This window comes from Streptomyces sp. NPDC029159, from assembly GCF_055564055.1.
Genome location: NZ_JBVHWT010000016.1, coordinates 1 through 24237 on the forward strand (window position 1 = coordinate 1; position 24237 = coordinate 24237).

The following is a 24237-nucleotide window of genomic DNA, read 5'->3' on the forward strand; positions in this document are numbered from 1 at the left end:
GAGATACGCGACGACATCCACGAAGCCTTCCTCACCCTCGGATGCGCGCTCATCTGCTGGCGACGCCTGAAGTCATTCCGATAGGAGTTCTAAGGCGGCACAGCGCAAACGGACCGCCTGCAACGAAGTGCTCAACACCGGAGTGGAAAAGGCTACTTCGCGGAGAATCCGCAACCTGTCAGACGGCGTCATTACCGCAGCAGAGAGTGGACGGGCGACGGAGCGGTGCACGAGGTGCACTCGCTCAGGTGCCGCGCGGCTACCGCGACCTGGCCTGTGCCCATCCTGCGGCAGTTCGTGAGCTCGTGTGCTTGCACATCGAACGGTTCGGCGTGGCGCCTGACGGACGGCTGTTCCGGAACCAGGCCGGCAACTATGTCCATGCTTCCGCGTATGGGACGACGTGGGCGCGGGCACGGAAAGACGCCCTGGCGCCCGACCGGCAAAATGCCAGGTCAGGCGCCTTCCCCTAGGTTCTAGAGAACCTCTAGAAGAACCCCAGCTTCTTCGGCGAGTACGAGACGAGCAGGTTCTTCGTCTGCTGATAGTGATCCAGCATCATCTTGTGGTTCTCGCGGCCGATGCCGGACTGCTTGTAGCCGCCGAAGGCGGCGTGGGCCGGGTAGGCGTGGTAGCAGTTGGTCCACACGCGGCCCGCCTGGATGGCGCGGCCGGCGCGGTAGGCGGTGGAGCCGTCGCGGGTCCAGACGCCGGCGCCGAGGCCGTAGAGGGTGTCGTTGGCGAGGGTGATGGCGTCGTCGAAGTCGGCGAAGGGGGCGACGGCCACGACGGGGCCGAAGATCTCCTCCTGGAAGACGCGCATGGCGTTGTTGCCCTCGAAGACGGTCGGGCGGACGTAGTAGCCGCCTTCCAGCTCGCCGCCGAGTTCGGCGCGGGCGCCGCCGGTGAGGACGCGGGCGCCCTCCTGACGTCCGATGTCCAGGTAGGAGAGGATCTTCTCCAGCTGGTCGTTGGACGCCTGTGCGCCGACCATGGTGTCGGTGTCCAGCGGATGGCCCTGGACGATCTTCTCGGTGCGGGCCACACCAGCGGCGAGGAAGTCCTGGTAGTGGCCGCGCTGGATCAGGGCGCGGGAGGGGCAGGTGCAGACCTCGCCCTGGTTGAGGGCGAACATCGTGAAGCCCTCCAGCGCCTTGTCGAGGAAGTCGTCGGTGGCCGACGAGACGTCGTCGAAGAAGATGTTGGGGCTCTTGCCGCCCAGTTCGAGGGTGACCGGCCGCAGGTTCTCCGAGGCGTACTGCATGATCAGGCGGCCGGTCGTGGTCTCGCCGGTGAACGCGACCTTCGCCACCCGGGGGCTGGAGGCGAGAGGTTTGCCCGCCTCGGCGCCGAAGCCGTTGACGATGTTGACGACGCCCGGCGGCAGCAGGTCCGCGATCAGGCTCATCAGGAAGTGCACCGAGGCGGGCGTCTGCTCGGCGGGCTTCAGGACCACGGCGTTGCCCGCGGCGAGCGCGGGTGCCAGCTTCCAGGTCGCCATCAGGATCGGGAAGTTCCACGGGATGATCTGCGCGACGACGCCCAGCGGTTCGTGGAAGTGGTACGCGACGGTGTCCGCGTCGATCTCGGAGAGGGTGCCCTCCTGGGCGCGCAGCGCACCGGCGAAGTAGCGGAAGTGGTCGATGGCCAGCGGGATGTCGGCGGCCAGCGTCTCCCGGACCGGCTTGCCGTTCTCCCAGCTCTCGGCGACCGCCAGCTCCTGGAGGTGGGCCTCCATCCGGTCCGCGATGCGGTTGAGGACCACGGCACGTTCGGCGGGCGCGGTACGGCCCCAGGCGGGCGCGGCCGCGTGCGCCGCGTCCAGGGCGCGTTCGACGTCCTCGGCGGTGCCGCGCGCCACCTCGGTGAAGGGTTGGCCGTTCACCGGCGTCGGGTTCTCGAAGTACCGGCCCTGTGCGGGCGCGACGTACTCACCGCCGATCCAGTGGTCGTACCGGCTCTGGTACGACATCACGGCATCGGCGGAACCGGGGTGGGCAAAGCGGGCCATGGCACGGCCTCCCAATCGCTCGGCGCGGTGCCCTCCGCTTCTCTGCGGAGGACGGTGCGCGCACGGTAGGGCGGGGGAGGTTGCCGCAACGTTGCGCGGGACCGCGTCCGGCGGGCGGGTCCCGTGCCCGCCCCATCGCGCACCCCTCGCCCTACAGACCCACCACCCCGTACACCTCCCGCAGCCGCCGCACCGCGGTCCGGGCCCGTGCGTGTCCCGGGGCGTGCGGCGGGAGTGCGGCGGCCAGCGCCTCCCAGACCTCCAGGTCGTCCTCGCCCCAGGGCGTCCCGGTCCACTGCCGCAGTACCTCCGGATCGCTGCAGGTCAGCAGGGTGCGCCGGAGCCGCGCCTCCAGGGCGTCCCGCAGCCGCCGTACGCCGGGGGCGTCGGAGAGCGGGAGCAGCGGGCCCGGGTAGCCGTCGAGTGCCGCCGACGGGTCGCCGGAGGTCAGGGCGGCGCCGACCGCGGCGGCGTCGGTGTCGACGGGGCGCCGCAGCCGGTACGGGCGGGAGTCGAGCAGCGGACCCACGAGGTGCCGCAGCCGGGAGAGTTCGGCCCGGAGCGTCACCGGGCGCACCTCCCGCTCGCCGTACAGCAGCAACGCCAGCTGATCACCCGTCAGGCCGTCGGGGTGGTGGGCGAGCAGCACCATGATCTCGCTGTGCCGCCGCCCCAGCCGCAGCCGCCGGCCGTCCACCACCAGCAGCGCCTCGTCGCGGCCCAACGCCGTCAGAAACACGCAGGGTTCCGGCGTGTACGCGGCGAGATGCGCCTCGGCGGCGCGGGCGGTGGCCTGGACGAGGGCGAGGCTGTGGGGATGGGCGAGATGGTCGCCGCCGGTGATGTCGACCGCGCCCAGCAGCCGCCCGGTGCGCCGGTCGCGCAGCGGTGCCGCCGCGCACGTCCAGCGCTGCACCCGCCGGTTGTAGTGCTCCGCCGCGAAGATCTGTACGGGGTGACCCGCGGCGAGCGCGGTGCCGGGCGCGTTGGTTCCGGCGTGCCGCTCGTCCCAGCGCGCCCCGACCACGAAGTTCATGCGCTCCGCGCCCCGCCGCACGCCGGGGTGGCCCTCGACCCACAGCATCCGGCCCTGTGCGTCGCAGACGGCCATCAGATGCGCCCCGTCCTGCGCGGTGGCGCCCAGCAGTTCCCGGAAGACGGGCAGCGCGCGGGCCAGCGGATGGCTGTCGCGGTGGGCGCGCAGCGTCTCGCCTTCCAGCTCCACCGGGACCGTGCCGTCGGGCGCCGCGCGGGCGTCGGCCGAGCGCCGCCAGGAGTCGGCGACCACCGGGCGCACCGGCGGCGCCACCGGCCCGCCCGCGAGGAATGTCTCGTGCGCCCGCCGCAGGGAGGCGATCCGTGCCGCGGGATCCGCGCCCGCCTCCAACGCCAGCCAAGGATTGACCACGTACCACCTCTCCGTGCGGCGCCGCCCCGTACGCCGATCGTCCCGGGAACGCGGCGGCGCCGTAAACCCCCATGCGGGGGACAACGGCGCCGGGCGCGGACCGGGGAAGCAGGCCGCGACCGCGCCCGACGCACTCCCGGCGCCGAACATGACGCTCTGTCATACTGCCGAGAATTTACGGCAGTTGCAGATGAGAGCGGATTGTGACCAAGACCCAACAGCGTGGACGGAGCGCCTGCACCACCGACCGTTCGCAGGCGCGTCGGCGGGACCTCATAGCCGTCGGACGGAAGCTGTTCGCCGACACGTCGTACGACGCCCTCTCCATGGACGACATCGCCCGGCACGCGGGGGTCGCCAAGGGCCTGATCTACTACTACTTCACCAACAAGCGCGGCTACTACCTCGCGATCGTCGAGGACGCCGTCGCCCAGCTCGCCGAGCGGGCCGGCGCCGCCCAGGACCTGCCGCCCTACGACCGGGTGCGCCACACCGTCGACGGCTATCTCCGCTACGCCCAGCACCACCAGGCCGCCTACCGGGCCATCGTCACCGGCGGCGTCGGCTTCGACGCGGAGGTCCAGGCGATGCGCGACGCGGTCCGCGCCCGGATGCTCACCACCCTCGCGCGCGGCGCCTGGGGCCGCGACGACCTGCCCGAACTCGCCCGTACGCTGCTGATCGGCTGGCTGAGCGGCGTCGAGGGCGTCACCCTGCACTGGATCGAGGAGCAGCGGCTGCCCCGCGAAACCGTCTGCGACCTTCTGGTGCGCGGGCTGGGGGACACCCTGCGCCTGATCGCGGAGCACGAACCGGACTGCCCGGCGCCGCCGGCCGGCTGAGCCCGGCGTCCACGCGCGAAGGGCGGGAGGCCGCTGCCTCCCGCCCTCGTGCGCAACCCCGCGAGGTATTACTTGATCGCCTTGATCAGCTCGCCGTTCGAGGTGTCACCGCTCAGCTCCCAGAAGAACGTGCCGCCCATGCCCTGCTCGTTCTTGAAGGCCATCTTCCCGGCGATGGTCTCCGGGGTGTCGTAACTCCACCACTGGTCCCCGCACTTGGCGTACGCGGTGCCGGCGATCTTGCCGGTGGCCGGGCACCGGTCCTTGAGGACCTTGTAGTCGTCGATCCCGGCCTCGTACTTGCCCGGGGCCGCGCCGGTGGCGGTGCCGCCCGGCTTGTCGTCGCTCACGCCCTGCCAGCCGCGGCCGTAGAAACCGATGCCCAGCAGCAGCTTGTCCGCCGGAACACCGAGCTTCTTCAGCTTGGCGGTGGTGTCGGTCGTGTTGAAACCGTCCCGCGGGATGCCGTCGTACGCGGTCAGCGGGGAGTGCGGAGCGGTCGGCCCCTTGTCGTCCCATGCGCCGAAGTAGTCGTACGTCATCGGGTTGTACCAGTCGACGTACTGGGCGGCGCCGGCGTAGTCCGCCTTGTCGAGCTTGCCGCCGTCGGAGGCGTCCGCGCTGATGGCCGCGGTCACCAGCTCGTCCTTGCCGAACTCCGCGCGCAGCGCCTTCATCACGTTGGTGAAGGCGTCCTTCCCGCTGGTGTCGCAGGTCAGACCGCAGTCGTTGGGGTACTCCCAGTCGATGTCGATACCGTCGAAGACATCGGCCCACCGGGAGTCCTCGACCATGTCGTGGCAGGACTTGGCGAACGCCGCCGGGTTCTTGGCCGCCTCGCCGAAGCCGCCGGACCAGGTCCAGCCGCCGAACGACCAGATCACCTTGAGGTTCGGGTGCAGCTTCTTCAGCTTGCGCAGCTGGTTGAAGTTGCCGCGCAGCGCACCGTCGTCCCAGGTGTCGGCCTTGCCGTCGACGCTCTGGTCGGCGGTGTACGCCTTGTCGTAGTCGGCGTAGGAGTCACCGATGGCGCACTTGCCGCCGGTGACGTTGCCGAAGGCGTAGTTGATATGCGTCAGCTTGGCGGCGGAGCCGGACGTCTCGATGTTCTTGACGTGGTAATTCCGGTCGTAGACACCCCAGTTGGTGAAGTATCCGACGACCTTGTCGCCCGCGGCGGTGGCAGGCTTCGCCGCCGTCTTCGCCGTGGCGGCCGCCGGGTGTGCGGCGGTGGGGGCGCCGGGCGAGGCGGCGAGCGCCTGGCCCGCGAGCAGGGAGCCGGAGAGCGCCACCGTACACAGGGCGGTGGTGGCGGCCAGGGCTCGGCGTGATCGTCCACGGTGCGGTCTGAGCATGTCTTCTCCTCGGAGGGGGGACGAGGGACGGGATGCGACCTGCGTTCCGAACGGTCCAAAACGCGTGGGGCGTTGGGGAGAAGCTAGATGGACTAGACCAGTGCGTCAATGGTTCGGACCAATTTCGCGGCCAGTTCATCTGCCTGCGCAAAGATCATTCCCCCTCCGTCAACCCGTGACGCCAGGCCGCCGATCGGGCATACTCCAAGCGCCACAGTCGCAGGTCATCGCGTTCCGAGACCCGGAGGGCAATCATCGGCTGGGCACCCGGAAGACGGCACCGCCGCCCACCCCATGCGTGCGGGGCCGCCAGCGCCCGAGACGGAGGAGAGCGCCGCCATGACCGAGTACGGCCCCCGCCCGGTGGACCGCAGTCTGCCCACCGAGGAAGCCCGTGACCTGCTGACGCTCGTCAGGGATCTCGCCGAGCGGGAGATCGCCCCGAACGCCGCCGAGGAAGAGGAGGCCGGACACTTCCCGCGCGCGGCCTTCACCCTGCTCTCCACATCCGGACTGCTCTCCCTGCCGTACGCCGAGGAGTTCGGCGGCGGCGAGCAGCCCTACGAGGTCTACCTCCAGGTCCTGGAGGAGCTGGCAGCCGTCCGCCTCACCGTCGGCCTCGGCGTCAGCGTCCACACTCTGGCCTGTCATGCCCTTGCCGGGTTCGGGACCAAGGAGCAGCGCGCCGCGCACCTGCCCGCCATGCTCGGCGGCGGGCTCCTCGGCGCCTACTGCCTCTCCGAACCCTCCTCGGGCTCCGACGCCGCCTCCCTGACCACCCGCGCCGTCCGCGACGGCGACGACTGGGTCCTCGACGGCACCAAGGCGTGGATCACCCACGGCGGCGTGGCCGACTTCTACACCGTCCTCGCCCGCACCGGCGACAGCGGCCCCCGCGGCATCACCGCCTTCCTCGTCCCCGGCGACGCCGAGGGCCTCTCCGCCGCAGTCCCCGAACGCAAGATGGGCATGAAGGGCTCGCCCACCGCCCAGCTGCACTTCGACGGCGTACGGGTCGGCGACGACCGCCGCCTCGGCGACGAGGGTCAGGGCTTCGCCATCGCGCTGGCCGCCCTGGACTCCGGCCGTCTCGGTATCGCCGCCTGCGCCATCGGCGTCGCCCAGGCCGCGCTGGACACCGCGCTTGGATACACCGTGGAGCGGCGGCAGTTCGGCCGTCCGATCGCCGACTTCCAGGGCCTGCGCTTCCTGCTCGCCGACATGGCCACCCAGATCGAGGCCGGTCGCGCGCTCTACCTCGCCGCGGCCCGGCTGCGCGACGCGGGCCGGCCGTTCTCCAAGGAGGCGGCGATGGCCAAGCTCTTCTGTACCGACACCGCGATGCGGGTGACCACCGACGCCGTCCAACTCCTGGGCGGCTACGGCTACACCCAGGACTTCCCCGCCGAGCGCTACATGCGCGAGGCGAAGGTCCTGCAGATCGTCGAGGGCACCAACCAGATCCAGCGGATGGTCATCGCCCGACACCTGGCCGGCCCGGAATCGCGCTGACCCACCCGGGGTGAACTCCCCCCCCGCCTCGCATCGGGTTGGGCCCGCCTCATGGAAGAGGGGCGGGCCTTTTCCGTGCCCGCGGGGGGCTCTGCCGCCGTGCGGGTGCGGACATGAAAGAACCCGGACCGGTCGTACCGGCCCGGGGGCACGGGAGGAGGAGCGGAGGGAGCGTCGGGCCCCCTCGCTCCGGGCGCCGTCGGGGTGGGCGCCGATCGCCGTCGTGCGGCGTCGTCAGGCGTGACGCATCCGCGGCACCCGAGGTGCGCCGGAGCCGTCACCGCCGATGTGCGAGAAGGGCTGACGGCGCCAGTCCAGGCTCTCCGGCAGCGTCAACAGCACTGCCACGTCCTGCTCATGGGCGTCCAGCGCGTCCGGCGTCTGCGCGGCGTCGCTCACCGGCCGCCCCGAGCCCTGGCAGACCGTCAGACCGAACGGGTTCCACGGCGAGGGGCACAGCGCGTGCTCGGGAAGGCTGTCCTCCTCGGCGAGCAGCGCGATGGCCTGCCCGCAGTCCGGGCAGGCGACCCGGAAGATGTCGTACGTGCCGAACTCGTCCGGATCGTCGTCCTCGACGAAGCCGGGACTGTCGCCGTCGGTGCTGCCGGCTCGGGTCACAGTGGTGTCCTGCTTGATGCGTCGCATGGTGTCCATCCCCCTCGGGTGGGCCGCTCGGCCGCCGCTCCTGTGACGGGCGGTCCGGGCCACCACCAGCAATTCCCCTCATGCCGCGCGCATAATCGCAGCCACCCTCCGGACAGCGGAGCGCGCCTGTGGCGTTCGTCACATGAACGGCGCGCGGGGGTGTCCACAACCCGGCGCGCGGTGCGCGGGGGCGCATCGGCACAGTAAGTTGAACGCGTGGAGGAGTTGGACCGACGAATCGTGGATCTGCTCGTCAAGGACGGGCGGATGAGCTACACCGACCTGGGCAAGGCCACCGGCCTGTCCACCTCGGCGGTGCACCAGCGGGTGCGCCGCCTGGAGCAGCGCGGGGTGATCCGTGGCTATGCCGCGATCGTGGACCCGGAGGCGGTGGGGCTGCCGCTGACCGCCTTCATCTCGGTCAAGCCCTTCGACCCCAGCGCTCCCGACGACATCGCCGAGCGCCTCGCGGACGTCCCCGAGCTGGAGGCGTGCCACAGCGTCGCCGGCGACGAGAACTACATCCTCAAGGTCCGCGTCGCCACCCCGCTGGAGCTGGAGCACCTGCTCAGCCGCATCCGCAGCCTGGCCGGCGTCTCGACCCGCACCACCGTCGTCCTGTCCACGCCGTACGAGGCCCGGCCGCCCCGTATCTGAGGCGGGCCCACCGGGCGCGGGCGGGCGGCCCTTCGGCCCCCGCGTCCGTCCGTCCGGCCGGGGGCGCATTTCCCGCCACGCCGCGCCTTCGCCCACCCCGCGCACCGGGCCCGGCCCGGCAGGGGCGAAACTGTCCGGTATGAGCGAGCGCATCCCCGATCCGGCCCGTCCCCGTACCGTCCTGCTGCGTGGTGGTGAGGTGCACAGCCCCGCCGACCCGTTCGCCACCGCCATGGTGGTGGAGGGCGACAGCATCGCGTGGGTGGGGGAGGAGGGCGCCGCCGACTCCTTCGCCGACGGCGTCGACGAGGTCGTCCATCTCGACGGTGCACTCGTCACCCCGGCGTTCACGGACGCACATGTGCACACGACCGCCACCGGCCTCGCCCTCACCGGGCTCGACCTCGCGCCGGCCACCCATCTCGCCGACGCGCTCGCCCGCGTCCGCGCCCACGCCGCGGCCCGCCCGCACGACCGGGTCCTCCTCGGACACGGCTGGGACGCCACCGCCTGGCCCGAGGGCCGCCCGCCGTCCCGTGCCGAACTCGACGAGGCCACCGGCGGCCGTCCCCTCTATCTCACCCGCGTCGACGTGCACTCCGCCGTCGTCACCACCGCCCTGCTCGATCTCGTCCCCGGCCTGCGTGACCTGGCCGGATTCCATGCCGACGCCCCGCTGACCGGCGACGCCCACCACGCCGTGCGGCAGGCCGCGTACGCCACGCTCACGACCGTCCAGCGCGCCGATGCGCAGCGGGCCGCGCTCGCCCGGGCCGCCTCGCTCGGTATCGGCAGCGTCCACGAGTGCGCCGGCCCGGAGATCTCCGGCGAGAGTGACTTCACCGCCCTGCTCGCCCTCGCCGCCGAAGGGAACGGTCCGCGGGTCGTCGGCTACTGGGCCGAACTGGTCGCATCCGCAAAGGAAGCCGACCGGATCCGCGAACTGGGCGCCCTCGGCGCCGCGGGCGACCTCTTCGCCGACGGCTCCCTCGGCTCGCACACCGCCCACCTCCACGCGCCCTACGCCGACGCCGGCCACACCGGCACCGCCCACCTCGACGCCGAGGCCGTCGCCGCCCACGTCACGCACTGCACCGAGGCCGGACTCCAGGCGGGTTTCCACGCCATCGGCGACGCCGCGCTCACCACCGTCACCGACGGCGTCCGGGCCGCCGCCGACCGCGTCGGCCTCGCCCGCGTCCGCGCCGCCCGCCACCGCGTCGAACACGCCGAGATGCTCACCGAACGCACCCTCGCCGCCTTCGCCGACCTGGCTCTGACCGCCTCCGTCCAGCCCGCCTTCGACGCGGCCTGGGGCGGCACCGAGGGCATGTACGCGACCCGCCTCGGAGCCGACCGCGCCCGCACCCTCAACCCGTACGCGGCGCTGCTCAAGGCCGGGGTGCCGCTCGCCCTCGGCTCCGACAGCCCCGTCACGCCCCTCGACCCCTGGGGCACGATCCGCGCCGCGGTCTTCCACCGCACCCGGGCGCACGGCATCTCCGCCCGTGCCGCCTTCACCGCCCACACCCGCGGCGGCTGGCGCGCCATCGGCCGCGACGACGCCGGTGTGCTGGTCCCCGGCGCCCCCGCCGACTACGCCGTCTGGCGCGCCGGGGACCTGGTCGTCCAGGCGCCCGACGAGCGCGTCGAGCGCTGGTCGACCGACCCCCGCTCCGGCACCCCGGGCCTGCCCGACCTCAGCCCGGACCGCCCGCTGCCGGTCTGCCTCGCCACCGTCGTCGCCGGACGTACCGTCTTCGCACGGCCGAACGAGTGACTTCGTGCGGCCGCCGCCGTGCGCGGCGGCCGCACCGTACGCCCCTGCCCCGACTGGGATCGACGGCCACCGGTCCGACGGGACGGTGAAAAGGCCCCGGTTGTGGCGGCTGTTGACAGCAGGCGGTCGGCGGCCGGTAGGTTCGGCCCAGTCCACCACAGGACGTCCGGCCGGGAATTTCCGTACCGTCGTCGGCCGCGGCTGGGCCACGGGCGGTGTGCCGGGACCGGACGCCGTCACTGTGAGCCAGGTCCAGCACCAGCGGCGCGAGACGCGGAAACGCTCCGGCCGGAGGGGTCCCTCCCGGCTCCCTGGAGAGCCGGGAGGACGGTGCGACCCGGGTGGGGCCCGGACGCTCAGTAGACAACGGCTCTCGGTCGACCCGCAGCCAGCGGGCCCCAGGTCGGCCCGAAGGGCACCGGGCCCCTATCCGCACCGTCCCACCCGGCGGCGCCGCGGAGCGCCTGCCGCCCCCGGCACCCCGCACCCGCCGCCCCGGCCTTCCGATGTACGGTCTGCTCACCACCGCACGACCTGCAGGAAGGCGCGACCGTGCCCCCGGGCCCCTCCGACACCACCGAAGCCGCGGCCGGCCGCGACGCGGCCGACGGTTCCGCGCCGCCGACCGCGCCGGCTCCGGCACCGCCACGCCCCGGCCGGTGGCACCGCCTCGGCGCACTCGCCCGCCGCACGGCCCCGCGCACCGCCCTCGCCGTCTGCGCCGGAATCGCCCTCGGCCTCGCCTTCCCGCCGTACGACCTGTGGCCGCTCTCCCTGCTGTCGGTCGCCGCGCTGGCGCTGCTGGTCCGCGGCCGGAGCGCCGCACAGGGCGCCTGGCTCGGCCTCGTCCTCGGCCTGCCGTTCTTCCTGCTGCTGCTCAAGTGGCTGCACGTGGTCGGCTGGGACGCCGTCGTGGGGCTGTCGTTCGCCGAGGCGCTGTTCATGGCGCTGCTCGGCGCCGGGCTCGCCCGCGTCTCCCGGCTGCCGTGGTGGCCGCTGTGGGGCGCCTGTCTGTGGGTCGCCCAGGAGTGTGCGCGCGACCGGCTGCCGTTCGGCGGCTTCCCCTGGGGGCGCCTCGCGTTCGCGAACACCGGCTCGCCGTTCACCCCGCTCGCCGCGCTCGGCGGCGCACCGCTGGTGACCTTCGCCGTCGCGCTGACCGGCGGTCTGCTGGCGGCCTGCGCCGCCGGGCTGTGGGGGCTGCGCTCCGGCGGGACGCTGCGCCGCGCGCTGCCCGCCGTGGAGGCGTTCGGCCTCGCCGCGGCGCTCACCGCGGCCGGGACGCTGGTCCCCGTACCGACCAAGGCCGACGACACCGTCGACGTGGCGGTCATCCAGGGCAACGTTCCGCGGCCCGGAATGGACTTCCTCGGCCGCCCGATGCAGGTCCTCGACAACCACGCCCGCGCCACCGAGCAGCTGGCCGCCGACATCCGGGCAGGTAAGGCGCACAAGCCCGACCTGGTCATCTGGCCGGAGAACGCCTCCGACCTCGACCCCTTCCGCTTCCCGCAGGCCCGCGACCGGATCGACGAGGCGGTCCGGGCCATCGGTGTGCCGGTGCTCGTCGGTGCCCTCGTCGACCACCCGACCAAGCCCGGGTACGTCTTCAACGAGGGCATCGTCTGGGACCCGGCCAAGGGCCCCGGCGCCTCGTACACCAAGCAGCACCCGGTGCCGTTCGGTGAGTACGTGCCGTTCCGGGAACAGCTCAGCAAGATCATCACGCGGTTCCAGCGGGTGCCCCGGGACTTCTACCCCGGCGACCACACCGGCGTCCTGAAGGTCGGCCCCGCCCGGCTCGGCGACGTCATCTGCTTCGAGGTGGCCTACGACGAGATCGTGCACGACACCGTGCGCGCCGGGGCCCGGGCCCTGGTGATCCAGACCAACAACGCGACCTACGGCCGCACCGGGCAGCCCGAACAGCAGCTGGCGATGTCCAAGCTGCGCGCCGTCGAGCACGGCCGGGCCGTCGTCACCGCCGCGACCAGCGGAATCAGCGCGGTGGTCGCACCGGACGGAAAGATCGTCCGGAAGATTCCCGAATTCACCCAAGGCGTCGTCTCCGCGCGCATCCCGCTGCGCGACGAAACGACGCTCGCCGACCGCGCGGGTGCAACGCCCGAGTGGACGCTCGCTATCGTGGGCCTTCTGTCCTGCGTCGCGTCCCCTCTGATCGGCCGGCGCGGGCGACCGAAGGACGAGAAGGGGCAGCAGTGACAGACGGCGGTCAGCGGCAGTACGGTCCGCTCGGCACCACCTTGGTGATCATCCCGACGTACAACGAGGCGGAGAACGTCAAGCCGATCGTCGAGCGGGTGCGGTCCGCCGTCCCCGAGGCGCATGTGCTCGTCGCGGACGACAACAGCCCGGACGGCACCGGCAAGCTCGCCGACGAACTCGCGGCCGCGGACGATCACGTCCATGTGCTGCACCGCAAGGGCAAGGAAGGGCTCGGCGCCGCCTATCTCGCCGGGTTCCGCTGGGGCGTCGAGCACGGCTACGGCGTCCTCGTCGAGATGGACGCCGACGGCTCCCACCAGCCGGAGGAGCTGCCGCGGCTGCTCACCGCGCTCAAGGGCGCCGACCTGGTGCTCGGCTCGCGCTGGGTGCCCGGCGGCCGGGTGGTGAACTGGCCGAAGTCCCGCGAATTCCTCTCCCGCGGCGGCTCCACCTACTCCCGCCTGCTGCTCGATGTGCCGATCCGCGACGTGACCGGCGGATTCCGCGCCTTCCGCGTGGACGCCCTCGACCGGCTCGGCCTCGACGAGGTCGCCTCCCAGGGCTACTGCTTCCAGGTCGACCTGGCCCGCCGCGCGGTCAAGGCCGGGCTGCACGTCGTCGAGGTGCCGATCACCTTCGTCGAGCGGGAGCGCGGCGACTCCAAGATGAGCCGGGACATCGTCGTCGAGGCGCTGTGGCGGGTCACCGCCTGGGGCGTCGGCTCCCGCCTGGACAAGATCCGCGGAAAGAAGTGACCCCGGCCGCCTCGAGGTGATCGTCGCGACGACCCTCGGGGGCGGCCCGGGCGGGCGGCCAGGCACACTTGAGGCATGACGTTCGGAGCCACGCCCACGCCACCGCCCCGCCCGCCCCGGCACTCCGCCGCCCGCCGCTTCCTGCCGCTCGCGGTGATCGCCTGGTTGGTCCTGGAGGTCTGGCTGCTCCGGTTGGTGGCCGAGGCGGCCGGCGGCTGGACGGTCTTCTTCCTGCTGATCGCCGGGGTCGTCGCGGGCAGCTATGTGATCAAGCGGGCCGGCCGCCGGGCCTGGCGCCGGCTGGCCGAGTCGGTGCAGTCCGGTACGGCGCCCGAGCCCGCCAAGGACGGCGGCAACACCCTGCCGATGCTCGGCGGGCTGCTGCTGATCCTGCCCGGCATGGTCTCCGGCGTGCTGGGCCTGCTCTGCCTCTTCCCGCCGACCGGGAAGCTGATCCGCCGCCGCGCCGAGAAGCTGCTGACCGACCGCGCCGCGCGTCCGGCGCCCGGCTCCCTCGGTGACGCCTTCCAGCAGGCGCGGATGCACCGGCCCGACGGCAAGGTCGTCCAGGGTGAGGTCATCCGCGACGACGAGCCGCCGCGCCCGCCCCGCCAGGACCCGCCGCTGCCCCGCTGAGCGGGCGGCCGGGCACCGTCGACGGGCCGGTCCGCGTCCGCGGAGGAGTGGGACCGGCCCGGGCCGCGCCGCCCGGACATGCATGAGGGCCGGTGCCACCAAGTGGTGGCACCGGCCCTCAAGTGCTGCTGTGGTGCGCTACTGCGTCGGGAAGTCCGGTCGTCAGGCGGACTTGCGGTTGCTGTCGCGCGGATGCACGGCGATGTTCATGGTGCCGGAGCGCAGGACGGCCAGCCGTTCGGCCAGCACCTCCTCCAGCTCCTCGCGGGTGCGCCGCTCCATGAGCATGTCCCAGTGCGTACGCGCGGGCTTACCCTTCTTTTCCTCCGGGCCGTCGCCATCCACCAGAAGCGAGGGTGCACCACACACCTTGCACTCCCACTCCGGCGGAATCTCGGCCTCAACCGAGAACGGCATCTCGAATCGATGTCCGTTCTGGCATGCGTACTCCACCGCCTGGCGCGGGGCCAGGTCGATGCCGCGGTCGGTCTCGTAGCTGGTCACCACGAGTCGCGTGCCGCGAAGAGCTCGCTCACTCATGAATCGTGCCTCCCGGGCTTGTCGCCCACAGGACAGGTGTCGCTGTCGTCGTCATCTGGTCAACGTCCGGTCGGCGGTGAAGATTCCCGAATCCGGGATGGATGCGCCCGCCCGTCACCGACCACCGTTCCTGACGGAGGCGCCGTACGCCGCTGCTCACCTTCACCACTCGCCCGTCTCCGCCATGACGGAGACGCTGCGCGCCGCTGCCTACCTTCGTGCCGCCCCTTGTTGTACCCACCAGCGCCCGTTTTGTCACATCTGACAGGAGATGTCACCCGACGCCCACTTCTCTTGAACGCGCAGTAACGGTCCGCCTGGTGAGCCAAAGGCGTATACTACCGCGCCACCTACGCCGAAACTAAATCCGGTCCGGTACGGGATTCCCCGCAGCCGCCACGGCCCGCCGCATCGGGACCCGCGCCAGCAGGACGAATCCCACCACGAAGAACACCCCCAGTGACGCGATGGCCAGCCGATAGCTCCCCGTCAGCTGGTACGCCACCCCGAACACCAACGGCCCCAGCCAGCTCACGCCACGGTCGCTGATCTCGTACGCGGAGAAGTACTCCGCCTCCTTGCCGCGCGGCACCACATGCGAGAAGAGCGAGCGCGAAAGCGCCTGACTGCCGCCCAGAACCAGGCCGATGGCCGCGGCCAGCGCGTAGAACCACGCCGGCTCCCCGGGCGGCAGCGCACACCCCGCCACGATCGTCGCCGTCCACGCCGCCAGTGAACCGAGAACCGTGCGCTGTGCGCCGTACCGCCGGGCCAGCCGCCCCATCACCAGCGCCCCGGCCGCCGCCAGTACCTGTACCAGCAGGACCGAGATGATCAGCGTCGTCTGATCGAGGCCCAGCTCCTGCGAACCGTAGACCGACGCCTGGGTGATGACCGTCTGCACGCCGTCGTTGTAGACGAGGTACGCCAGCAGGAAGGCGAGGGTGAGCGGGTGGGCGCGCATGTCGCGGAGGGTGGCGCGCAGCTGGGCCAGGCCCTGGCCGAGCACCGCGGGCCCGTCCGGCCCGGGGCGCTCCGGCGCCCGGTCCGCCCAGCGGTCGCGCAGTCTGCGCAGCGGAATGACCGAGAACAGCCCCCACCACAGGCCGGATGACGCCAGGCAGATACGGATCGCGGTGCCCTCGGTGAGGCCGAAGGAGGCGTGCGCGCCGTACAGCACCAGATGGGCGATGAGCGCCAGACCGGCCGCCGCATAGCCGAACGCCCAGCCGCGGGTGGAGACCGCGTCGCGCTCCTCGGGCCCGGCGATCTGCGGCAGATAGGAGTTGTAGAGCATCATCGACACCACGAACGCGACGTTCGCGACGATCAGCAGCGCCCCGCCCAGCAGATAGCGCGTGCCCGCCAGCCAGAACATCCCCGCCGTCGCCACCGACCCGACCACCGTGCAGAGGCCGAGCAGCGGTTTCTTCCGGCCCGTCCGGTCGGCCACCGCCCCGGCGAGCGGCATCGCCAGCACCGACAGCAGCAGCGACGCCGAGACGGTGTACGCGAAGAACGAGCCGGGGCGCACCGGTATCCCGAGGGGGTGGACGAAACCGTCCGGACCCGCGGCCGCCTGCGCGATCGAGGTCAGATACGGGCCCAGGAAGACCGTCAGCACGGTCGTGGAGTAGACGCTGTTGGCCCAGTCGTACCAGTACCAGCCGCGCTGTTCGCGGCGGAGCGCGGCGAGCCGCGCGGGTTGTTCCTCCACGGTCGGTGCGTGCACCGGCCACCCCCGTCTTCCCCTGGCGGCGCGACCTGGGGCCCAGGGGTCAGATCCAGGCGTTCCGTCCGGTCAGCACCGCACGCAGTGTGTCGATGTGATCGGTCATGATGCCATCCACACCAAGATCCAACAGCGCGGCCATCCGGCCGGGATCGTTCACCGTCCACACATGCACCTGCAGCCCCAGCCCATGCGCCGCGCGGACGAACCGCCGGTCCGTCACCGGGATCCCCGCCTGCCGCTCCGGCACCTGCACACAGACCGCGCTGCGCCGCACCGCCGCGCCCAGCAGCCGGTCCAGCGGCAGCGGCGCCGGACCCAGCGAGCGCAGCCGCAGCCCGGCCACGCCGCGGGTGCCCAGCGACGTCGCCAGCCGCACCCCGGCCCGGCGCTGCGCCCGCGCCACCCGCGCCTCGGAGAACGACCCGACACAGACCCGGTCCCAGGCGTCCGCCCGCCGCACCAGATCCACCAGCGGCTCCAGTGCCGCCTCCGCCTTCAGATCGACGTTCCAGCGCGCCTCGGGGAACTCCGCCAGCAGGTCCTCGAAGAGCGGCAGCGGCTCCCGCCCGGCGACCTTGGCGCGGCGCACCGCCCGCCACGGCAGCTCCCCGATCGCGCCCCGCCCGTCGGTGACCCGCTCCAGCGTCGCGTCGTGGAAGGCCACCAGCTTCCCGTCCGAGGTGGCGTGCACATCGGTCTCCAGGTAGCGGTAGCCGCCCGCGACCGCGCGCCGGAACGCCGCGGCGGTGTTCTCCAGCCCGTCCGCCGCCCCGCCGCGGTGGGCGAACGGCAGCGGTGCGGGGTGGTCGAGGTACGGGTGGCGGGGGCGTATCGCAGTGGTCACTCGGTCATTGTCACCGGTGCGGCCGGGGCGTCACCGCCCGCCACCACCCGCGACGGCTCCGGCGGCAGCCCCTTGACCGCGAAGCGGCGCAGGAAGAACTGCGCCAGCGGGCCGATCGCCAGCGCGTACAGGACGGTGCCCGCGCCGACCGAGCCGCCGAGCAGGAAACCCACGGCGAGCACGGCCACCTCGATGCAGGTCCGCACCAGGCGCACCGGCCGCCCGGTACGCCGGTGCAGCCCGGTCATCAGACCGTCGCGCGGCCCCGGACCGAACCGCGCCGAGATGTACAGACCGGTCGCCGCGCCGTTGACCAGCACCGCGAGGAACAGCAGCGGGATACGGACGGCCAGCGCCTGCGGCGTGGGGAGCAGCGACAGCGTCGCGTCCATGACCAGGCCCAGCACGATGACGTTGGAGACCGTGCCGAGCCCGGGGCGCTGCCGCAGCGGTATCCACAGCAGCAGGATCAGCGCACCGGTGACGATGGTGACCGTCCCCATCGACAGCCCCGTGTGCAGCGAGATGCCCTGGTTGAGCACGCTCCACGGCTCCAGACCGAGCCCGGCGCGCAGCTGGAGCGCCATGCTCACGCCGTAGAGCACCAGACCCGTGTAGAGCTGCACGAGCCGACGCGGCAGAAATGCCCCCGGCGTCTTGTGCGCCTCGTCCATGGACAACGAACTTCCCCCTCCTGGCAGGATTGGACCGACGCGTGCCACCATGTGGCAGGCCGGTACGGGGTATCGAGAGCCAATCGGGGAAAGGTGGACTGCAATCATGGCGCAGTGGACTTCGGCGGTGGGTGCTCCGCAGCTCGCCCGGCTGCTCCGGTCGCAGGACCCCGGGGACGCCGAACAGACCGCCACCGGACGCCGGTTGCCCGCCTACCGCAGCCTCGCCGACGGCGTCCGCCTGCTCGTCCTGGAGGGGCGCATCGCGGTCGCCGCCCGGCTGCCCGCCGAACGCGAACTGGCCGGCGCCCTCGGCGTCAGCCGCACCACCGTCGCCGCCGCCTACGAGGCGCTGCGCGCCGAAGGCTTCCTGGAGTCCCGCCGCGGCTCCGGCAGCTGGACCGCCGTACCGGCCGGGAACCCGCTGCCCACCCGCGGGCTGGAGCCGCTGCCGCCGGAGGCCGGCGGATCCATGATCGATCTGGGGTGCGCGGCGCTTCCGGCCCCGGAGCCGTGGCTGACCCGCGCCGTTCAGGGCGCCATGACCGACCTGCCGCTCTACGCCCACACCCACGGCGACTACCCCGCGGGCCTGCCCGTCCTGCGCCAGGCGCTCGCCGACCGCTACACCGCCCGCGGCATCCCCACGATGCCCGAGCAGATCATGGTCACCACGGGCGCGATGGGCGCCGTCGCCGCCATCTGCAAGCTCTGCACCGGCCCCGGCGAACGCGTCGCCGTCGACTCCCCGTCGTACGCCAACATCCTCCAGCTGATGCGGGACGCGGGCGCCCGGCTGGTGCCGGTGGCGCTCACCGAGCGGCTGGGCGGCTGGGACATCCCCGCCTGGCGCCAGGTGATGCGGGACGCCGCGCCGCGGATGGCGTACGTCGTCGCCGACTTCCACAACCCCACCGGCACCCTCGCCACCGAGGACCAGCGCCGCCGTATGGTCGATGCGGCCCGCGCGGCCGGCACGCTCCTCGTCGTCGACGAGACCATGACCGAACTGCGGTTGGACGACGATCCCGAGCCGCCGCGCCCGGTCTGCGCCTTCGACCCGGCGGGCAGCTCCGTCATCACCGTCGGCTCGGCCAGCAAGGCGTTCTGGGCCGGGATGCGGATCGGCTGGGTGCGCGCCGCGCCCGATCTGATCCGCAGCCTGGTCGCCGCCCGCGCCTACTCCGACCTGGGCTCGCCCGTCCTCGAACAGCTTGCCATCGCCTCGCTGCTGGGGTCCGGCGGCTGGGAGGAGGCGGTCGCGATCCGCCGCGAGGAGGCCCGCCGCAACCGCGACGCGATCGTCGGCGCGCTCCGCCGCGCGCTGCCCGACTGGGAGTTCACCGTCCCGCACGGCGGCCTCACGCTCTGGGTGCGCACCGGCGGCCTGTCCGGCTCCCGGATCGCCGAGGCGGGGGAGCGGCTGGGGGTGCGGGTGCCGTCGGGGCCGCGATTCGGTGTGGACGGCGCCTTCGAGGGGTACGTACGGCTGCCGTTCACGGTCGGCGGCGCGGTCGCCGAGGAGGCCGCCGACCGGCTGGCGAACGCGGCCCGGTTGGTGGCCGGTGGCCACACCACCGGCGTGGAGTCGGTGCGGACGCTGGTCGCCTGAGCGGCGGGCCCTCGGCCGGTCCGCTCTCGCTCACGCCCGCCCTTCGAACAGCTCCGCGTACAGGCCGCCACGGGCCAGGAGCTGGGGGTGGGTGCCGGATTCGGTGAGGTGGCCGTCGTTGAGGACGAGGATGTGGTCGGCGGTGGTGGCCAGGTCGAGGTCGTGGGTGATGACGAGGGTGGTGCGGTCGGCCGCCAGGCGGTGCAGGGGGGCCAGGATGCGTTGGGCGGCGAGGGTGTCGAGCCCGGTGGTGGGCTCGTCGAGGATGAGCACCGGGGCGTCGCGGAGCATGGCGCGGGCGATGGCGACGCGCTGGAGTTGGCCGCCGGAGAGGGCGGCGGTGGACGGGGCGATGACCGTGTCGTAGCCGTCCGGGAGGGCGGTGACGAAGCCGTGCGCGTCGGCGGCCCGGGCGGCCCGGGTGACCTCGTCGCGGGTGGGGGTGGGGTCGTCGCGGCCGCAGGCGATGTTGCGCTCGATGGTGTCGTGGAGGACGAGGGTCTCCTGGGGGAGCAGCGTGATGTTGCGGCGGAGGTCGGTGAGGGGGAGGCGGTCGACCGGGATCCCGTCGAGGCGGATGGTGCCGGTGTCCGGGTCGTAGAAGCGGAGGAGAAGGGCGGCGAGGGTGGACTTGCCGGCGCCGCTGGGGCCGGTGACGACCACGAACTCGCCGGGGTGCGCGGTGAAGGAGAGACTGCTGAGGGCGTCGTGGTGGGAGGAGTGGGGATAGCGGAACGTGACGTCGTCGATGCGGAGTTCGCCGTGGGCGCGGTGCGGGAGGGGGACGGCACGGGCCGCGGGCGGGTCGGTGACGGCCGGGTGGGCGTCGAGGATCTCCAGCAGCCGGTCGGCGGCGGCGGTGGCCGCGGTGGCGGTCAGGCCGAGGTGGCCGAGGGAGCGGATCGGCGGGTAGAGGTAGCCGATGAAGGCGGCGAAGGCGAGGAGCTGCCCGAGGGTCAGCCGGCCCGCCGAGATCTCCCAGGCCCCCAGACCGATGATGGCCAGCACGCAGAGCGTCTCCAGGACCTCGATGAACTGGTCGTAGAGGGCGCCCAGGCGGGCGCTGGCGACGGAGGCGCGGAGCCAGCGGCGGGCCTCCCTGACCAGGCGTTCCTCCTCGTCCCGCTGGCGGTTGTACGCCTGGGTGAGGACGACATTGACCAGCGTTTCCTCGACGACGGAGGTGAGGGCGCCGTCGGCGGCCCGCTGGCGGCGGGTGACCTGGCGGATCCGTCCGGTGAAGCGGCGGGTGGCGAAGTAGAAGAGGGGGGCGGCGATGAAGGTGGCGAGGGCCAGTTCCCAGCGCAGCCAGAGAGCGGCGGCGCCGTAGAAGAGGGCGGCGAAGAGGGCCGCGGAGGCGCCCACCACACCGCTGACGACGAGCCGTTCGATGGCGTCGATGTCGCCGGTCAGCCGTTCCACCAGGTCGCCGCGGCGGTTGCGTTGGAAGAAGTGCGGCGGCAGCTTCTGGAGATGGGAGAACACCCGGGCGCGCAGACGCAGCAGGAAGCGTTCCGCGATCCAGGCGGCGAGGGAGTTGCCGAGATAGCCGACGACGGCGCCGAAGACGGCCACCGCGAGCCAGGTGCCGGCGGGGCTCCAGAAGGCGCTGACCGAGCCCTTCGCCAGGGCCTGGTCGGTGAGTTGGGCGAAGAGCAGGATCGCGGCGGTCTCGGTGAGGGCGGTGACGACGGCGCACCCGATGACCGTCAGCAGCCAGCGGCGGTCGCCCCGGGTCAGCGGCCAGAAGCGGTGGAACGCCTCCACCGGGCCGACGTGGCGCGTCAGAATGGGCGTTTCGCCGGTGAGTTGGGTGCGCGGCGAGGAGGGGGGACGCGCCTCCGGGGGCGGGGTGTGGGGTGCGGTGGGGGAGACGGGCGGGTCCGCTTCGGGTCGGCGGTCGTGGGCCATGCGGCGCTCCTGGCCGTTGACGGTGTTCGCCGCGGTCGTCGACGGTCTCCGCCTTCCGGCCGTTGGGCGCCTTCGTCGCACGGCCGTCACCATTCCGCCGGTCGTGACCGCGGCGGTCGTCGCGCAGAGGCGGGAGGGACGCGTGCGGTACCACGGCAAACGGGGGACGGCAGCGCACGAGGCCGGCCCGCGCGGTGTACGCGAGCCCGCCTCGCCACGTGCCTCAGGTTCGTGAATCCGAGGCACATTTCATGACCGTCTACGGATATCGGGAAATCCGCGACAACGGGTCAGATGGTTACCTGCGGAAGCCGCCGCGGCCGCCTCCCCATCCACCGTAACCGCCGTCGTCACGTCCGCCGTATCCGCCACGTCCGTCACGTCCGCCGAAGCCTTCGCCCCGGCCGCCGCCGTAACCGTGGTCTCCGCGACCGCCGCCACCGTGTCCGCCGCGGTCGTCACGGATGCGGGGGAAGAACACCTTGAAGGTCATCTCTGCCTCCAGTGATCGGATGCCGCCGCGGCTTTCCCGGACCGTACTCCGGTGGCGATTCGGCGCGCCCGTCGGGGCGTTCTCTGCGGTTCGTCCTGACGGACGTCTTACCGCGACACTTCCGACGGTACGTCGAGCCCTCGGCCCCAACAAGGGCATTGCGTGAAAATTAGACAAATTGGTCAGGTTGTCGCCGGTGCGAGGGCAGTTGCCGACGGTCGACACAAGGCGATGACCTCCCCCTTTCCCTGTGCCGCCCGCCGTGCTTCCGCTCTCTGGGGGGATTCGCCGGGCGCGCCCGTCAGCCCTCCGCGCCCGCTGCCCGCACCGTGCCGTGGACCGGGAGCGTGCCCGGTGCGCCCGTCGGCCCGGCGGCCGTCCGGCCGGGCGGCTCCGCCGCCTCTGCGGGGTGCGCGGGCGCCTTCGTCATCCGCACCGGCCGACCGGCCGACCGCTCCCCGGCGGGCACGGTGCGCTCCGGCAGCAGTGCCAGCACCGCCCGCCGCTCGGTCTCGTCCGCCGTCTCGTCGTGCGGATCCGGCGTCGCCGGGACCTGGAGGCGCAGGACCGGGCCGGCGCCCAGCCGGGCGTAACCGCGGCCGGGCGGCACCTCCGGCGTCGGAGTGGTGTGCGGCTCGGCGCCCAGCGTCATGCGGAGCTCGTCCGGCGCCGCGGGCCCGAGCACCACCCGGGCGCGGGTGGTGTGTACCCGTACCGGATCGCTCAGCAGGTCGGCGTTGTCGAGCTGTTCGGCCACCACTACCGTGACCTGCGCCGCGCGCCCGTGCCGCAGCGGCACCTGGAGCAGCCGCTGCGGATCGTCATGGCCCTCGGCGGCGGCCAGATGGGTCAGCGCGGTGGGCCGGTCGGCGAGGATCCACAGCGGGCGGCGGGTGTCGTCGGGGGCCGGTTCGCCCGCCTGACGGGCCCGGCTGGTGGCGAGGAGGCGCCGCTCGGTCTCCTGCGCCGCCCACGCCAGCGTCGCCAGCGCACCCGACGGCCCGCTCTCCACGCCCAGCACCCCGGCGCGCCCGGCCAGCGCCCCGAACTCGCCGGTGCCGCCGCCGTCGATGATCAGCACATCGCCGTGGAGCAGCGCCTGGAGTGCCAGCGACCGCAGCAGCGTCGTGGTGCCGGACCCGGGCTGCCCCAGGATCAGCAGATGCGGTTCGGTCGAGCGCGCCCCGGTGCGCCAGACCACCGGCGGCTCGTCCCACGTCACGTCGCCGTCGGTGACCGGCAGCGTCCGCTGTACCGACTCCGGATCGGTGAAGCCGAGCACCGTCTCACCGGGCGCGGTCACGAACCGCTGTGCCGTGATGTCGGTGGGCAGCGCCTCCAGGACGGTCAGCGTCAGTGTGTTCGCCTCCGCGTCCCAGTCGAAGCGGTACTCCCGGCCGCGCCCCGACTTCGCGTGCAGCACCTGCTCGATCCGGGCCCGGGCCGCGGGCTCCCCGTCGGTGAAGTACGCCGGGTAGCGCAGATGCAGCTGCTCGATCCGGCCGTCGTCGTCGAAGGCGTACGCCTCGAACGGCGCCATCCAGTCGCCGCCGTGCGCGTAGAGCGGCTCGGGGTCGCCGTCCCCGGCGAAGTACGGGACGAGCGCCTCGTACAGCACACGGAGCCGGGCCGACTCCGCGTCGCCCGGGCCGGTGGGCGCGGGCGTGCGGTCCCGTCCGGCCCAGGCGGCGGCGCCCATCACCGCGAGCAGCCCGAGCAGCGGGCCGTACGGTGCCAGTGCCACGGCGAGGATGCAGGCGCCGGTCAGGAAGGACATCGGGGCCCGCCGCTCCTGGGGCGTGGCGCGCCAGCGCTGCCCGGCGGAGACGGCGAGGCGGCGCAGCCCGCGGCTGAGAGTGATCAGCGGGTGGAAGATGTCGCCGGCGCCGTCGGCTGCGGTGCGCGCCAGCTCACGGCCACGGGTGAGCGGCGCGCGGTCGGTCAGGATGCGGGGCAGAGGTCGCCGGGCCACATCGGTCTCCTGGGGTCGTACGCGGCGGTGGGGGCCCGGCGGGGGAGCGGGGCCGGGGAGCGGCGGGACACGTGCCGGGGTGGGGGAGTGCGGCGCCGGGCGGGAGCCGGAAGGTCCCGCCCGGCGGCCGGAGGTGACGTTACGGACACCGGGCCGGGCCCGGCGAAGGACACGCCCTGGGGAGCGCCGTCCGCCGGATCCCGCCCGGACGGCCGCTAGGCCCTGTCGCCACACTCCCGCCTGCCGCGCGACGCCTGGCACGCACGCTCGCCGCGTTGTCGGGCTCATCCCGGTACACCCGGTACCGGGACGACCCTCCGCCTTGCGATCGCACGCACCAGACGCCGCGAGGCCGCCCTTCGGGCGACGACGGGAGTGTGACGACAGGACCTAGATGCGGAGCCCTCCCAGGAGGCTGGCGAGGCTCGCGCCGCCCGCCTTGATGCTCGGGGCGATGGCGGAGCCCGCCAGGTAGAAGCCGAAGAGCGCGCACACCAGGGCGTGCGAGGCCTTGAGGCCGTCCTTGCGGAAGAAGAGGAAGACGATGACGCCGAGCAGGATCACACCGGAAATGGACAGAATCATGAGGTTCTCTCCTGGGAGGAGTGGGACGGTCACCATGAGTTCTT

General features: G+C 72.9%; 19 protein-coding genes. 8 read left to right on the plus strand and 11 right to left on the minus strand.

Going from position 1 to position 24237, the window contains the following annotated elements:
• Positions 1-487: 487 nt before the first annotated feature.
• On the minus strand, positions 488-2011 hold the full coding sequence (gene exaC, locus ACZ4U4_RS25900) for an acetaldehyde dehydrogenase ExaC (RefSeq protein WP_467878793.1): 1524 nt from the start codon (positions 2009-2011) through the stop codon (positions 488-490).
• Positions 2012-2162: 151 nt separating this feature from the next.
• Positions 2163-3419 (minus strand): GAF domain-containing protein, encoded by a 1257-nt coding sequence (locus ACZ4U4_RS25905; protein WP_467878795.1) that lies wholly within the window; start codon positions 3417-3419, stop codon positions 2163-2165.
• A gap of 203 nt (positions 3420-3622) precedes the next feature.
• Here ACZ4U4_RS25905 and ACZ4U4_RS25910 point away from each other — a divergent pair, with 203 nt between their 5' ends.
• Positions 3623-4261 carry a TetR/AcrR family transcriptional regulator gene (locus ACZ4U4_RS25910; RefSeq protein WP_467878798.1) on the plus strand — a complete coding sequence of 213 codons (639 nt, stop codon included), beginning with the start codon at positions 3623-3625 and terminating at the stop codon, positions 4259-4261.
• Positions 4262-4329: 68 nt separating this feature from the next.
• On the opposite strand, the gene ACZ4U4_RS25915 is transcribed toward ACZ4U4_RS25910, so the two are convergent.
• A complete protein-coding gene (locus ACZ4U4_RS25915; RefSeq protein WP_467878801.1) occupies positions 4330-5616 on the minus strand; it encodes a glycoside hydrolase family 18 protein in 1287 nt (428 codons plus the stop codon).
• Positions 5617-5955: 339 nt separating this feature from the next.
• Here ACZ4U4_RS25915 and ACZ4U4_RS25920 point away from each other — a divergent pair, with 339 nt between their 5' ends.
• Complete coding sequence (locus tag ACZ4U4_RS25920) at positions 5956-7128, plus strand: acyl-CoA dehydrogenase family protein (protein ID WP_467878804.1); 1173 nt, start codon at positions 5956-5958, stop codon at positions 7126-7128.
• Positions 7129-7362: 234 nt separating this feature from the next.
• On the opposite strand, the gene ACZ4U4_RS25925 is transcribed toward ACZ4U4_RS25920, so the two are convergent.
• Positions 7363-7782 carry a hypothetical protein gene (locus ACZ4U4_RS25925; RefSeq protein ID WP_467878807.1) on the minus strand — a complete coding sequence of 140 codons (420 nt, stop codon included), beginning with the start codon at positions 7780-7782 and terminating at the stop codon, positions 7363-7365.
• A gap of 207 nt (positions 7783-7989) precedes the next feature.
• Here ACZ4U4_RS25925 and ACZ4U4_RS25930 point away from each other — a divergent pair, with 207 nt between their 5' ends.
• The 5 genes from ACZ4U4_RS25930 (at position 7990) to fxsA (ending at position 13827) form a co-directional block, all read left to right on the plus strand.
• A complete protein-coding gene (locus ACZ4U4_RS25930) occupies positions 7990-8430 on the plus strand; it encodes an Lrp/AsnC family transcriptional regulator (protein ID WP_030288641.1) in 441 nt (146 codons plus the stop codon).
• 139 nt (positions 8431-8569) lie between these two features.
• On the plus strand, positions 8570-10210 hold the full coding sequence (locus tag ACZ4U4_RS25935) for an amidohydrolase (RefSeq protein WP_467878810.1): 1641 nt from the start codon (positions 8570-8572) through the stop codon (positions 10208-10210).
• A gap of 552 nt (positions 10211-10762) precedes the next feature.
• Positions 10763-12433: an apolipoprotein N-acyltransferase gene (gene lnt / locus ACZ4U4_RS25940; RefSeq protein WP_467878812.1), complete on the plus strand. Its 1671-nt coding sequence runs from the start codon at positions 10763-10765 to the stop codon at positions 12431-12433.
• Positions 12430-13191, plus strand: a complete 762-nt coding sequence (locus tag ACZ4U4_RS25945) for a polyprenol monophosphomannose synthase (protein WP_467878815.1) — start codon at positions 12430-12432, stop codon at positions 13189-13191. Before lnt ends, ACZ4U4_RS25945 begins: the two co-directional genes overlap by 4 nt.
• 75 nt (positions 13192-13266) lie before the next feature.
• Entirely contained in the window at positions 13267-13827 is a 561-nt protein-coding gene (gene fxsA / locus ACZ4U4_RS25950; protein WP_467878818.1) for an FxsA family membrane protein, read from the plus strand.
• A gap of 162 nt (positions 13828-13989) precedes the next feature.
• Here fxsA and ACZ4U4_RS25955 read toward each other — a convergent pair whose 3' ends face one another.
• The 4 genes from ACZ4U4_RS25955 to yczE all read right to left on the minus strand — a co-directional run bounded on the left by ACZ4U4_RS25955 (position 13990) and on the right by yczE (position 17620).
• Entirely contained in the window at positions 13990-14367 is a 378-nt protein-coding gene (locus ACZ4U4_RS25955; protein ID WP_026170122.1) for an RNA polymerase-binding protein RbpA, read from the minus strand.
• A gap of 361 nt (positions 14368-14728) precedes the next feature.
• Positions 14729-16084 (minus strand): MFS transporter, encoded by a 1356-nt coding sequence (locus tag ACZ4U4_RS25960; protein ID WP_467878820.1) that lies wholly within the window; start codon positions 16082-16084, stop codon positions 14729-14731.
• A gap of 61 nt (positions 16085-16145) precedes the next feature.
• Positions 16146-16946: a glycerophosphodiester phosphodiesterase gene (locus tag ACZ4U4_RS25965; RefSeq protein ID WP_467878823.1), complete on the minus strand. Its 801-nt coding sequence runs from the start codon at positions 16944-16946 to the stop codon at positions 16146-16148.
• Complete coding sequence (yczE, locus tag ACZ4U4_RS25970; RefSeq protein WP_467879190.1) at positions 16943-17620, minus strand: membrane protein YczE; 678 nt, start codon at positions 17618-17620, stop codon at positions 16943-16945. The genes ACZ4U4_RS25965 and yczE overlap by 4 nt, the downstream gene beginning before the upstream one ends.
• A gap of 106 nt (positions 17621-17726) precedes the next feature.
• Here yczE and ACZ4U4_RS25975 point away from each other — a divergent pair, with 106 nt between their 5' ends.
• The gene (locus ACZ4U4_RS25975; protein ID WP_467878825.1) at positions 17727-19232 is read left to right on the plus strand and encodes an SCO1417 family PLP biosynthesis transcription factor; all 1506 of its coding nucleotides are present in this window, start codon (positions 17727-17729) and stop codon (positions 19230-19232) included.
• Between the two features lie 30 nt (positions 19233-19262).
• Here ACZ4U4_RS25975 and ACZ4U4_RS25980 read toward each other — a convergent pair whose 3' ends face one another.
• The 3 genes from ACZ4U4_RS25980 to ACZ4U4_RS25990 all read right to left on the minus strand — a co-directional run bounded on the left by ACZ4U4_RS25980 (position 19263) and on the right by ACZ4U4_RS25990 (position 24193).
• Positions 19263-21143, minus strand: coding sequence for an ABC transporter ATP-binding protein (locus tag ACZ4U4_RS25980; RefSeq protein ID WP_467878827.1), 1881 nt, complete (start codon positions 21141-21143; stop codon positions 19263-19265).
• A gap of 794 nt (positions 21144-21937) precedes the next feature.
• The gene (locus tag ACZ4U4_RS25985; RefSeq protein ID WP_467878829.1) at positions 21938-23608 is read right to left on the minus strand and encodes an FtsK/SpoIIIE domain-containing protein; all 1671 of its coding nucleotides are present in this window, start codon (positions 23606-23608) and stop codon (positions 21938-21940) included.
• 390 nt (positions 23609-23998) lie between these two features.
• On the minus strand, positions 23999-24193 hold the full coding sequence (locus ACZ4U4_RS25990) for a hypothetical protein (RefSeq protein WP_345081089.1): 195 nt from the start codon (positions 24191-24193) through the stop codon (positions 23999-24001).
• Positions 24194-24237: the final 44 nt, after the last annotated feature.